Origin of the sequence: Marilutibacter spongiae (assembly GCF_014145325.1) — a bacterium.
GTDB lineage: Bacteria > Pseudomonadota > Gammaproteobacteria > Xanthomonadales > Xanthomonadaceae > Marilutibacter > Marilutibacter spongiae.
This window is the reverse complement of record NZ_JACHTF010000022.1, coordinates 19,478-31,788: the sequence shown is the minus strand read 5'-3', so window position 1 is coordinate 31,788 and position 12,311 is coordinate 19,478. Positions and strand designations below refer to the sequence as shown.

Below are 12,311 nucleotides of genomic sequence, written 5' to 3'. Positions count from 1 at the left end.
CGGGATCCTCCAGCCGGGGCTTCCGGTGTACACCCGCGGGTTTCCCCGCGTCAAACCGCCGCGCGGCGGCTCAGGCGGCCGCGAGGTCGAAGGAGATGCTGATGCGTTCGCCCGCGCCCCGATAGGGCAAGGTGCGATGGAACAGGTACGACGGGAACAGCAACAGGTCGCCGACGCGCGGCTGCTCCAGGCGCATCGCGGCGGCCGCAGGCGCCAGGTGCGGATAGGGTCGGCCGAATTCGATCCACCCCGGATGCGCGTCGTCGTCGCCCGCGACGGCCGGCGGCAGTTCGACGTAGTACGCGCCCGACAGCCAGGACGCCTCGTGGATGTGGGTGTCGATGTGTCCCCCTTCGGCGGCCTGCGTGGCCCACACATGCAGCGCGTAGTCGCGGGGAATGTTGCGCAGGAACACGTCCGCGGGGTCGGGCTTGCAGCCCGCGATGAAGGCGTCGATCGCTGCCCTCAGGGCCTGCTCGAACGCCATGATCGCCGCCGTTCCGTCGGCCAGAAGGTCGCCGCTGAGGTACGCCTGGCGCGCGGCGAGGCCGGCGGGTTCCCATCGCTGCTGGCTGTGCCGGCGGATGTCCTCGGCCAGGGCGGCATGGAAGCTGGCTGCGTCGCGGAAGCCGGCCGGCGTCGGCAGTGCGATCCGGTGCACGTGGCGCTGCACGCCCAGCAGCGCGCCCGCCGCCTCCCCGCCCTCCACGTCGGCGGTCGCCACGCCCAGATGGGCAATCGCGCGCTGGTCGTCCGGCGCGCGCGACAGCGCGTCGTCCAGTGCCTGGCGGGCGTCGCCGGCGCGACCGTCCTGCAGCAGCGCGATGCCGTGCTGGCGGCGCAGCGCCGGGGCATCGACGCCGCGCGCCAAGGCCGCTGCATACACCTCGATCGCTTCGCTCGGCTTGTCGTTGAGCAGCAGCTGCTCGCCACAGGCGTCGACGTTGTCGGCATTGTCCGGCGCCAGCGCGAGGGCGCGCCGGGCGTGGGCCTCGGCGCGCGCCGGGGCGTCGAGCTTGCGCAACAACAGGGCGGCGATGCGATGCGCATCGGCCATGCCCGGGTCCAGGCGCAGGGCCTCCTCGACCGCCCGCAGGCCATCGCCCAGCGCCTCGCGGTCGAAGCGGTTGCTCAGCAATGCCGCCAGCGCGAAGTGGCCGGTGGCCTCCTCCGGCGCCAGCGCCTGGACGTTTCGCGCGGCGGCGATGGCGGCCGGGTAGTCGCCGCGACGGCCGTGCGCGGCCGCCAGGTTGTTCCAGGCCATCACCCAGTCGGGCTGCAGGCGCGTCGCGGCCTCGAACCCCCGCGCGGCGACCTCGAAGTCGCCCTGGGCATAGGCCGCAGTGGCCAGGCGGAACTGTGCCCGGGGGTCGCCTGGCAGTCCCGCCGCGGCATCGGCGAGCAGGGGCCGGGCCCGCGCGGGCTGGCCGGCATCGAGCCAGAGTCCTCCCAGGTCGAGCGCGGTGCCGGCGTCGCCGGGCTTGAGCACGTGCGCGCGCTGCAGCGCCTGCAGGGCCAGCTCGCCGCGCCCGAGCTGCAAGGCGGCGATGCCGAGCATGCGCCAGGCATCGAAGGCGCCGGCATCCGCGCGCGTCGCCTCGTGGGCCGCGTCGCAGGCGGCCTGCCACTGCCCGGCCTGGAGCGCCTGCCAGGCCTGTTGCAGGAACATCCGCGCCTGCTGGCTCATGGCGCTGGACTCAAAGCTGCCACCAGCCGGTGATTGCGAGGCGATCGTTGCCGGCCCAGGGCGCGACCAGGCTCACCGCGTGGCCGGTCGGCACCGCGAACAGCGAAAGGCTGTTGGCGCGCGGCAGGAAGGTCTCGACCACCTGGCCGGTATCGTCGATGAACTGCAGCAACCCGCCCCAGTCCGCCTCCCAGTGCGGCGTCAGGTTGAGCACGTAGGCGTACAGGCGGCCTTCGCGGCTGTCGATGTCCGTGTGCCGGCGCAGGAACTGGCCCGGGCGGTACCGCGTGGCCTGGGCATTGACCCGGCGGATCCGCGGATCGCCGCTCAGCGCCTGGGCGAAGGCGATGTACTGGGGCGAGTTGAAGACTTCCAGCAGGCGATGCAGCAGCAGGCCTGGATCGCGCCCCTGTTGGTATGCCGACACCATCATGTAGCTGTCGTAGGCGAAGCGATAGCCGTCGTCGCCCGCCTGGCCCCGCGCCGACGCCGCCGTGCGGGCGAACAGCGCCGTGCGCGCGGCCTCGTCCATCGCGCCGTAGGCGGCTGGATCGAGGGTGCGCGGGCCCTCGCCGTCGCGCAGGGCGAGGGTCCAGGGCACCTCGCGCTCCAGGCATTCGCGCAGCCGGTCGGCGGCCTCGGCCTGCAGGAATTCGGGCACCTGCACGCGACGCTCGCGCTGCAACGCGCTGCGCCACGCGGGAAGGTCGAGTGCGTCGTTGATCATGGCGTCGCGGGCATCGAGGGAAACCGGGGATTCGCCGGGACGGGCCGCGGCGTCAGTAGCCGGCGGCCTGGCCGTCCTTGCGCGATTCGCTGGCGCCGATGTAGCCGCCCTCCGGGTTCACCTGGATCGCCTGGTAGCCGCCGTAGGGGCCGTGGGCGAAGCGAACGCTGTGGCCTTTCTGCATCAGCGCGCGCACGGTCTCGTAAGGGTAGCCGGTCTCCAGGTCGAGCTCGCCGCCGTCGCTCATGGCGACGGCCTGGCCCGCCGGTTCGGTGGAGCCGTCGTGCTGGATGCGCGGCGCATCGCCGGCTTCCTGCAGGTTCATGCCGAAGTCGACCATGTTGATGATGATCTGCGCGTGGCCCTGGGGCTGCATCGCACCACCCATCACGCCGAAGGACATCCACGGCTTGCCGTCGCGCGTGACGAACGCCGGGATGATGGTGTGGAACGGGCGCTTGCCCGGCGCGAAGCTGTTGGGGTGGCCGGGCTTGAGGACGAACTGCTCGCCGCGGTCCTGGAAGATGAAGCCCAGGCCGGGCGGTGCCATGCCGCTGCCCATGCCGCGGTAGTTGGACTGGATCAGCGAGACCATCATGCCGTCGGCGTCGGCGACGGTCATGTAGATGGTGTCGCCTTCGTTGAGCTGCGGGATCACGCCCGGCTCGGCGGCCTTCATCGCCCGGTCCATGGAGATCAATGCGCGTCGCTCGGCGGCGTAGTCCTTGGACACCAGCCGCTCCACCGGCGTGCGGTAGAAGTCCGGATCGGCATAGGACGCCGCGCGGTCGGCGAAGGCGAGCTTCTTGGCCTCGGCGAACAGGTGCACGTGCTCGGGGCTGCCGAAGCCGTAGGACTTCAGGTCGTAGCCTTCCAGGATGTTGAGGATCTGCAAAGCGGCGATGCCCTGCCCGTTCGGCGGCAGCTCCCAGACGTCGTAGCCGCGGTAGTTGGTGCTGACCGGCTCGACCCATTCGCCTTCGTGCGCGGCCAGGTCCTCGTAGCGCAGGAAGCCGTCGTTGGCCTTGAAGTAGGCGTCGATCCGGCGCGCGATGTCGCCCTTGTAGAACGCGTCGCGGCCGCCCTCGGCGATCGCCTCCAGGGTGTTGGCCAGGTTGGGGTTGCGCCACATCTCGCCGGTGCGCGGGCCGCGCTTGCCGTCGACGGTGAACTGCTCGGCGAAGCCCGGCCACTTCGACAGCACCGGCACGCTGCGGCCCCAGTAGTAGGCGATGACCTGGTGCACAGGGTGGCCCTCGCGGGCGTAGCGGATGGCGGGGGCGAGGTCCTCGGCGATCGGTCGGCGGCCGAAGCGGCCGTGCAGCGCGAACCAGGCGTCGACCGTCCCCGGCACCGTCACCGGCAACGGGCCATGCGGCGGCACCGCGGTCAGGCCGCGGCGCTGGAATTCCTCGAGGGTCAGCCCGCGGGGGGAGCGCCCCGAGCCGTTGTAGCCGTACAGCTTCCGGGTCTTCGGATCCCAGACGATCGCGAACAGGTCGCCGCCGACGCCGTTGCCGGTGGGCTCCATCAGGCCGAGCGTCGCGTTGGCGGCGATCGCCGCGTCGACCGCGCTGCCTCCGCTTTTCATCACGTCCAGCGCCACCTGGGTCGCGAGCGGATGCGAGGTCGCTGCCATCGCATGCGGGGCGTAGACCTCGCTGCGGGTGGCGAAGGCCTCGCCGACGACGCGGTCGGCGGCGGGGGCGGCGGGGATGGCCAGCGCTAGCGCGAGGCCCAGGGAGGAGAGTGCAAGCAGTCGGCGCATGGCGGCGGTGGCGCGGCCCGCGGCCGCGTTGGTGGAAAGTCCCATCCTAACGCGCGGGCCGGAGGCTTGCCGATCCGCCAAGGGACGTTCTTTTCCAAACCGAAGGGCGAATGGCGTGCCCGGGCAGCGTGCGTCCCGAGCCCCGCAACGTCACCCCAGCGAACGCTGGGCTCCAGCCTTGGCCCTACCGGTGCCCCGGGTGCGCTTCGCTTACCCGGGCTACGCGGCTGGCGATCAGGTGTCCCCGTGGCTTCGTAGGATGGGTAGCGCGAAGCAAAACCCATCATTCATCGTGCATGCAATCCCGCGACGGTGGGTTTCGCCTTCGGCTCTACCCACCCTACGGCCAGGTCGCAGCCCGGCCCCATCCGGCAGTCCCGCCCACCCCTGCCCAGCGCAGCGCGCTGGGCGCTCGGCAGGACCGCGCGGCAATGCCGCGCATGCGGTCTGCCTCACCCCAGCGAATGCTGGGGTCCAGCCTTGGTCGTACCGGGCCCCCGGGTGCGCTTCGCTTACCCGGGCTACGCGGCGGGCGATCAGGTATCCGTGGCTTCGTAGGATGGGTAGCGCGAAGCAAAACCCATCGTGCACGCTAGCCGGAGTCCATGGTGGGTATCGCCTTCGGCTCGACCCACCCGACGACCCATCCCGCCACCCTCATGGGCCCTCATGCCGGAAGTCCCGGCTGCGCGGCACGAGGGCCGTCCTCGATCCCGGCAGGTGCGATGCCTTCACGGACAGATTGATCGCCCGCTGGCAAACGCGGCGCCAGGGAATTTCGCAAACGGTCCCGTGCGCCCCCGACCCGGGAGAAGAACCAAAAGACAGGGCCGCCCGAAGGCGGCCCTGCGTTGCGTCCGTCGATGTGGGCGGCGCGCCGTCGCGGCTCAGGGCCAGCTCGGCGGATTCGCCTTCCAGGCGGCCTGGACCTCGGCGAGGGTCGCGCGCTCGTCGTCGCGCCAGTCGGGCAGCAGCTCGGCATAACGCGAGGTGCCGCGCCACTGGTCGGGCTCGCTGCGCACGGCGGCGGCATACCACTGCACGGCTTCGTCCTTGCGATCGACCGACCACAGGGCCATGGCCAGGGTCTGCGGCATCCAGCTGCCGGTGATGTTGCGCGCCGTCACCAGCTCGACCCACTGCGTCAGCGCGGCCTCGTGGTCGCCGCTGCGGTAGAGGTCCCAGGCGTAGTTCCACTTGGCCGCGCGCCACAACGTATTGCCGCTGCCCAGGCCACCGAGGGCGCGCTGGTACAGCGCCTGGCCGACCTCGATGCGGCCGGCCTCCATTGCCATGTGGCCCAACTGGGCCGCCTCGGCGTTGGCATGCGGGTCGCGCTGGATGGTCGCCAGCAGGCGCTCCATCGCGGCTTCACCGGTCTCGTTGACGGCGATGATCGACTTGGTCGCGTGGCTGTCGGCGTCGAAGTAGAACTCGACGGGCCTGGGCAGGGTCTGCGCCAGGGCGGAGAAAGACGTGGCGAACAGCGTCGCCAGGATCAGCAAGCGTAGTTTCATCGTGGGGCCCCCTGTAACTCCTTATAGGATACCCCGACTGCGGCGGGAGACGCAGGAAACAGCGCGTTTTCCAGCCTCGTCGGGGCATTGCCCGTTCAGGAACCCTGTTTTCAGGGCGCGCGCGGCACCAGCGTCGCGCGATCGAGCACCCACATCGTCGGACGGGTGTCCCCGGTGGCGCGGATGCACAGGTCCTGGCGGCCGCCGGTGCCGGGCGGCAACGCGACCTCCAGGTCGACGAAGCCATCCGCGCCCGGCGCCGCGGGCAGCGGCACCGTGGCCAGGCGTTCGCCCTCGCAGCCGCCGGCATTGACGAGCAGTTCGCCGTGCGGGCCGGTGGCCGGCTCGAAGCTGCGATGCGTCTCGTCGTGCGCCAGCTGGAAGTAGTACGGAATCCGCCCCAGGCGGACATCCAGCGCGGCGATGCCATCCAGGTCGGCGCCGTTCCACTGCCAACAGGGATAGAAGATCGTGACGTTGAAGATGGCGCGCTCGCCGTCGGCCGGGCCATCGTCCTCCAGGCGCAACAACAGTCGCCCGGCATCGGGGCATACCGCCAGCTGTTCGTCGGTGCGGCTGAGCATCGATGCGGCATCGAACTCGAAGGCCTGCGGCGTTGCCAGCGGTCGGCCTTCGAAGAACGCAGCGGCCTTCAACTCGACCGGCAAGGGCAACTCCAGTGCCGCGTCGTAGACCGGTGAACCGGCGCCGGGCTCGCTCCCGTCGGTGGTGTAGCGCACTTCGTATTCGAGCGGATTGGACAGGCGGATCGACGCCGTGCCGGCGGCGCGGTCGTCCTCGGCCACGGCCTGCACCTGGAAGGGCGTCTTCGCGTAGCGGATGCCGAGCAGGTCATAGCGGTGCAGTTGCGCGGGCAGGCGCTGGCGGAAGTCGGCCCAGTCCTTACCGGCGGCGGGCGTCCAGCCGGTCTCGGCGACCGCCGCCAGGCGTGGGAAGACGTTGTGCTCCAGGCGCTCGTCGAAGCGGGTGTGCTCGGTGAACATCGTCGCCTGCAGGCCCAGGATGTGCTTGCGCTGGGTTTCGTCGAGCGCAGCGGGCACCGGGTCGAAGGCGTAGACCTGCTGCAGCGGGATGGTGGCCGGGCGGCCGGGGGTCTCGTTCGGCGAGTCGGTCTGCAGGTAGTCCATGTAGAGGTCGGACACCGGCGCCATCACCACGTCGTGGCCCTTGCGCGCGGCGTCGATACCGCCTTCGATGCCGCGCCACGACATCACCGTGGCCTCGTCCGGCAGGTCGGCCTCGAGGATCTCGTCCCAGCCGATCAGGCGCTTGTCGTGCGCGGCGAGGAACGTCTCCAGGCGCTCGACCATCAGGCCCTGCATGGCCATCTCGTCCTTCGCGCCGGCCTCGCGCATGTGCTGCTGCACGCGCGGCGAGGCTTCCCACTGGTCCTTGACGGCCTCGTCGCCGCCGATGTGCACGTACGGGCCCGGGAAAAGCCCGATCATTTCGGTCAGCACGTTCTCCAGGAAGACCATGGTGTCCTCCTCGGTGTTGAACAGATTGGGGAAGACGCCCCACTCGTTGGACGGCACCAGCGGCGTATCGATCGTGCCCAGTTCCGGATAGGCCGCGATCGCCGCGGTCGCATGCCCGGGGATGTCCAGCTCGGGCACCACCGTGATGTGGCGCGCGGCGGCATAGGCGACGACCTCGCGGACCTGGTCCTGGGTGTAGAAGCCGCAGTAGGGACGTGGCTCGCCGGTGGCGGGGTCCTTGCCGCCGTCGCCGGCGGGCAGGCGGCAGGCACCCACGTCGGTCAGCTTCGGGTAACGCTTGATCTCGATCCGCCAGCCCTGGTCGTCGGTCAGGTGCCAGTGGAAGGTGTTCATCTTCTGCAGCGCCATGGTGTCGAGCAGCTTCTTGATCTCGTCCAGGCTCTGGAAGTGGCGCGCGGAATCGAGCATGAAGCCGCGCCACGCGAAGCGAGGCGCATCGTCGATCCGCAGCGCCGGGATGCGGCCGTCGGCGCCGGGATTGGCGGCCAGTTGCCACAGGGTCGCCGCGCCGCGGGACAGGCCGGTGGGCGTGGCGGCACTGAGCTCGATGCCCGAAGGCGCGACCTGCAGGCGATAGGCCTCCGGCGAATCCGCCTTGAAGCCGGGATCGACGACGAAGCGGATGGCGCCCTCGCCTTCCTTGCCGGCGCCCGGCGCCAGCGCGATGCCGAGGGTGTCGCGCATGTAGGCGGCGAATCGCACGGCCTCGGCCTCGGCGCCTTCGCCCGAGGCCAGCAGCGGCGTGGACGCCGACAGAGTGAAATGACCCTGGCCTGCTTCCAGCGTGCGCGGGCGCGGGACGAGGTCGGGCGCCGGGATCGCGCCCGGCGCCTTGGCGACGCCCGTGGCGCTGTCGGGGTCGCCGCCCGGCGCGTTGCATGCCGCCAGCAGTGCGCAGGCCAGGCCCGCCGCGAAGAATCGTGTGGTCGCCCTGCGTGTGCTGCCGGTCATGCCGTCTCCCCCGCTCGTATCGTTCGGATCCGTGTTGCGATGATCGCCCAATGGCGGGCGCCTTCGCGGAAATGGGGGCGGGCCCGCCAGAAGCGGGCCCGCCGGGTGGATCGCCGCGCCGGATGGCGCGGCCCTGCGCTTGCCTCAGTAGCTGAAGCGGAAGTTCAGGTAGTACTGGCGGCCGTTGGAGTACATCGCGTACGGGAGGACGCCCACGGCGCTGTCGGTGTAGTACGAGTAGGTCGGGTTGTTGAGGTTCAGGCCATCGAGCGACAGGCTCATCGCATCGTTGATCTTCCAGCCCAGCGACGCCGACACGGTACCGAAGTCGTCCTGGTAGAACGAGTCGGTGCGCGACACGCCAGCGTAGAAGGCCTCGCGGAAGGTATAGGCCACGCGCGCGTTGAAGCGCTCGTTCTCGAAGTACGCCGACAGGTTGTAGGTGTTGCGCGAGGCACCATTGAGCGGCTTGCCGTCGTCGGTCTCGCCGTCGGCGAAGGTGTAGTTGGCGGCGACGCCGAACCATTCGCCGATCGGCTGCTGGTAGCCGATCTCGTAGCCCTTCAGCTTGCCGTCGGTGTTGACCGGCACGGAGACCAGGTAATCCGAGTAGACGTCGGTACCGGCATCCTGGCTGGCCTGCTGGTCCTTGTACTGGATGGTCTGGTTGCCGAAGCTGATGTAGTCCTTCAGGTCCATCTGGAAGACGCTGAACGACAGCAGCGCGCGCGGGGCGAAGTACCACTCCAGCGAGGCGTCGAAGTTCGTCGAGACCAGCGGATCCAGGTCGGGGTTGCCGCCGCTGCCGGTGTGGGTCAGGTCGTCCAGGGTCAGCGAACCGGCCAGCGCGGAGTAGTCCGGGCGGGTCATGGTCTTGGACGCGGCGAAGCGCAGCAGCAGGTCGCTGCTGAGGTCGAACTTGACGTTCGCGCTCGGCAGCAGCTCGTCGTAGTCCTTGCTGTTGGTGACCTTCAGGTAGTCGCCGAACGCCGAGCCGGTGATCGCGCCCGGGATGCCCGAGCCGATCGGCAGGGCCTGGGTGTACTCGATGTCGCTGTCGGTCTTGACGTAGCGCAGGCCGAGGTTGCCGCTCCAGTTGTCGCCGGTGAAGTTGGCCTGCACATAGGCCGCGGAGTTCTTCTCGAACACGCCGTAGACGTCGGAGAAGTAGAAGCGCTCGGGATAGTTGCGGTTGGCGAAGTCGGCGTTGATCTGGGCCAGCTGGTCCGGGGTGTAGTACCAGATGCCGCCCGGGAAGTTGCCGCCCAGGCCGTTGCCGAAGTCGCCCGGGTAGTGGCCGCCGGTGGTCGGGTAGGCGGTGATGTCCTGCCACGGCGACGCCCAGTTCGGGCCCTGCGCGATCTCGTAGTCGTTGCTGCGCTCGTGCTCGGCGTATCGCACGCCGAAGTCCAGCGAGGACAGCACGCTGTCGCTCATCGTGAACAGGGTGCCGTCGGCGGCGAACCAGTCTTCCTTGTCCAGCACGTCGATGCCCTGGCCACCGAAGATCCAGCCGAAGTCCGGACGGTGGGTCGAGGGCGTGTTGTTGCCGCCCAGGCTCCAGTCGATCGCTTCGTCGATGCCGTGCATCGACCAGCTGGCGCCGCCGTTGGGGGCGATGCCGGTCTCGAGCACGTCCTGGGTCTCGCTGCGGCCGTTGCCCTTGGTGGTGCCGGCCTGGAAGTGGAAGTCCAGGTTGTCGGTCGCCTGCCAGTCGGCCTCGAGGGCCAGGTACTTCGACTCGGACGACGCGCCCGGGCGGGAGATCATGTCGTAGACGCCGTACGGCACTTCGGTGCCGCCGGTCACCGCCGGGTACACGGCGTGGGTGAGCAGGTTGCCGTCGACCACATAACCCGGTTCCGGGGCGCGGATGCCTGCGAACTGGCTCGTCCACATCATGTAGTTGCGGTTGTAGTTGTCGGCCTCGAGCTTGGAGTAGAAGCCGTTGAGGTCGAGCGTCAGGTTGTCGGTCGGCTTGAACTGCACGTCCAGCACGCCGCCGCGGCGCTCGCGCTTCTGCTCGAACAGCACCGCGCCGAGCAGGTTCGGGTAGAGCACGCCGGCGAGGTCGGGGTTGGTCGCGGTGACCGGCGCGTCATAGGCGATCTGGCCGTAGCCGCCGACCACTTCCTGGCCGTCGCGGCGCAGGCTGCGCTCCTGGTAGAAGGCCTGCAGCAGCACGCCCAGGTTGTTGGCGTCGTTCTTCCAGTTGAACAGCGCGCTGACCTGCGGGTCGGTCTCGCCGGCCAGGTCCGAATGCACCGCGCCAACCGAGCCGGAGATGGTCAGCTGGTCGGGGTACTGCAGCGGCTTGCGGGTGATGATGTCGACCGAGCCGGCACTGCCGCCCTCGACCAGCTTGGCCTCGGAGGACTTGTGCACCACGACCTGGTCCACGATCTCGGCCGGCAGCAGCGAGTAGCTGACGCTGCGGCCGACGTTGGCGACCTGGCTCAGCACGAACCAGTCGCCGGTGCCGATGGAGTGGCCGTTGACCAGGGTCTGGGTCAGGCTCGGGTTGGTGCCGCGCAGGCTGACGCGGTCGGCTTCGTCGAAGCCGCCCTCGCTGGCGCTGGAGGAGCTGATGTTCACGCCCGGCAGCTGCTGCAGGGCGTCGGCCACGTTCTTGGCCGGCAGCTTGCCGATGTCCTCGGCGCTGACCGCCTCGACATGGGTCGCCGCGTCACGCTTGGTGTCGAGGGACTTCTCGAGGCTGCCGCGGATGCCGGTAACGATGATCGTGTCCAGGTCGGTGGCATCGTCGCGGGTGCCGGCGGCCTGGGGATTGTCGGATGGGGCGTCGGCCGGAGCGTCCTGCGCGGTCGCGGTGGCCGAAACCATCAAGGCTGCGACGATGCTCGCCGACAGCATGGATTTGCGAAGCTTCATTGTGTTCTCTCTCCCTCGGTTTCGTATCCGGCCTACGCTTCCCTTCTTGGCGGGGCTGGCGTGGTCCGGTGTGTCGATGCCGACCGGCACGGACCGGGCGGCGCTTCGTTGCTACGGTCGGTTCAGTCGGTGCGCGCATGCTCCAGGTACCAGCTGGCGGCACCGATGACGCCCAGCCGGTCGTTCTCGATCAGGCGGACCGGCAGGCGCTCGAGCACCGGCTGCATCGCCCCCTTGTCGCGCAGGCGGGCCAGGAACTGGCTGTCTGCGAGGAAATCCTTCAGCTGCGGCAGGATGCCGCCCGCGATGAACACCGCGCGGGCGCTGCTGGTGACGGCGAGGTCGCCGATCACGCTGCCCAGCAGCGCGCAGAACGTCAGCACCGCCTCGCGCGCCACCGCGTCGCCCTCGCGGGCCGCGGCGGTGATGCCGGCCGGCGCCAGGGTGATCGGGCGGGTGCCGTCGATGGCGCACAGCGCCCGGTAGATGTTGGCCAGGCCCGGCCCGGACACGAGGTCCTCGTTGGGCACGTGCGCGCCGCGCTGCTGCAGCTGGCGCAGGATCTCGATCTCGCGTGCGTTGCCGGGCGAGAACGCGGCGTGGCCGGCCTCGGTCGGCAGCACGACGGTGCCGCCGCGATGCGGGACACGGACCGCCGCGCCCAGGCCCGTGCCCGGGCCGATCACCAGGACCGGGCCGGGCTCGATCGCGTCGACGCCGGGCGTGAGCAGGGTCGAATCGGCCGGCTCCATGCACTGGGCGGCATGGGCGGCAGCCTGGAAGTCGTTGATGAAGAGCACCCGCTCCAGGCCCAGCGCGCGACGCAGCTCGGACAGCGAGACCTTCCAGCTGAGGTTGGCGTTGATGACCGCGTCGTCCAGGACCACGCCGGCGCAGGCGATGGCCACGCTCTCGACCGGGCCGGCACCGCCGGGGATGGCGGCGATGAAGTCGGACAGGATCTCCGCCAGGCCCGGATAGTCGGCGCAGGCGTACTTGCGATGCGCCAGCACGGCGATGGGCGACTCGTCCGGGCCGCCGGCGCGGACCAGGCCCACGCGGGTATGCGTGCCGCCGACGTCGGCGGCGATGAAACGACCGCGCGCGGACGCGGCGAACTTTTCCGCTGCGCTCATGCGGCCGGCGTCCCGCAGGACAGGGCGGGGTGGAAGACCGTCATCGGGCCGACATCCATGCGATTGAAGAAGTTGTGACATGTGCTGCTGCATTCCCCTTTCATCCGGCCTCC

Annotated in this window: 7 protein-coding genes; all 7 read right to left on the bottom strand. The window is 70.1% G+C overall.

Annotated features, from left to right (window positions below; translation table 11 throughout):
• Nucleotides 1–70: 70 nt before the first annotated feature.
• Nucleotides 71–1,687, bottom strand: coding sequence for a putative 2OG-Fe(II) oxygenase (locus H4F98_RS15740; protein WP_182688784.1), 1,617 nt, complete (start codon nucleotides 1,685–1,687; stop codon nucleotides 71–73).
• A gap of 10 nt (nucleotides 1,688–1,697) precedes the next feature.
• Nucleotides 1,698–2,414, bottom strand: a complete 717-nt coding sequence (locus H4F98_RS15735) for a 2OG-Fe(II) oxygenase (RefSeq protein WP_182688783.1) — start codon at nucleotides 2,412–2,414, stop codon at nucleotides 1,698–1,700.
• 52 nt (nucleotides 2,415–2,466) lie between these two features.
• Complete coding sequence (ggt, locus tag H4F98_RS15730) at nucleotides 2,467–4,182, bottom strand: gamma-glutamyltransferase (protein WP_182688811.1); 1,716 nt, start codon at nucleotides 4,180–4,182, stop codon at nucleotides 2,467–2,469.
• An 887-nt stretch (nucleotides 4,183–5,069) separates the two neighbouring features.
• On the bottom strand, nucleotides 5,070–5,699 hold the full coding sequence (locus H4F98_RS15725) for a tetratricopeptide repeat protein (RefSeq protein ID WP_182688782.1): 630 nt from the start codon (nucleotides 5,697–5,699) through the stop codon (nucleotides 5,070–5,072).
• A 110-nt stretch (nucleotides 5,700–5,809) separates the two neighbouring features.
• Nucleotides 5,810–8,170, bottom strand: coding sequence for a beta-N-acetylhexosaminidase (locus tag H4F98_RS15720; RefSeq protein WP_182688781.1), 2,361 nt, complete (start codon nucleotides 8,168–8,170; stop codon nucleotides 5,810–5,812).
• Between the two features lie 144 nt (nucleotides 8,171–8,314).
• The gene (locus H4F98_RS15715; RefSeq protein ID WP_182688780.1) at nucleotides 8,315–11,062 is read right to left on the bottom strand and encodes a TonB-dependent receptor; all 2,748 of its coding nucleotides are present in this window, start codon (nucleotides 11,060–11,062) and stop codon (nucleotides 8,315–8,317) included.
• A gap of 122 nt (nucleotides 11,063–11,184) precedes the next feature.
• Nucleotides 11,185–12,198 (bottom strand): glucokinase, encoded by a 1,014-nt coding sequence (locus tag H4F98_RS15710; protein WP_182688779.1) that lies wholly within the window; start codon nucleotides 12,196–12,198, stop codon nucleotides 11,185–11,187.
• Nucleotides 12,199–12,311 lie beyond the last annotated feature (113 nt).

Coding starts and splice junctions, on each gene's coding strand:
- H4F98_RS15740 (WP_182688784.1), bottom strand. CDS start 1,687: ATGAGCCAGCAGGCGCGGATGTTCCTGCAACAGGCCTGGCAGGCGCTC.
- H4F98_RS15735 (WP_182688783.1), bottom strand. CDS start 2,414: ATGATCAACGACGCACTCGACCTTCCCGCGTGGCGCAGCGCGTTGCAG.
- ggt (WP_182688811.1), bottom strand. CDS start 4,182: ATGCGCCGACTGCTTGCACTCTCCTCCCTGGGCCTCGCGCTAGCGCTG.
- H4F98_RS15725 (WP_182688782.1), bottom strand. CDS start 5,699: ATGAAACTACGCTTGCTGATCCTGGCGACGCTGTTCGCCACGTCTTTC.
- H4F98_RS15720 (WP_182688781.1), bottom strand. CDS start 8,170: ATGACCGGCAGCACACGCAGGGCGACCACACGATTCTTCGCGGCGGGC.
- H4F98_RS15715 (WP_182688780.1), bottom strand. CDS start 11,062: ATGAAGCTTCGCAAATCCATGCTGTCGGCGAGCATCGTCGCAGCCTTG.
- H4F98_RS15710 (WP_182688779.1), bottom strand. CDS start 12,198: ATGAGCGCAGCGGAAAAGTTCGCCGCGTCCGCGCGCGGTCGTTTCATC.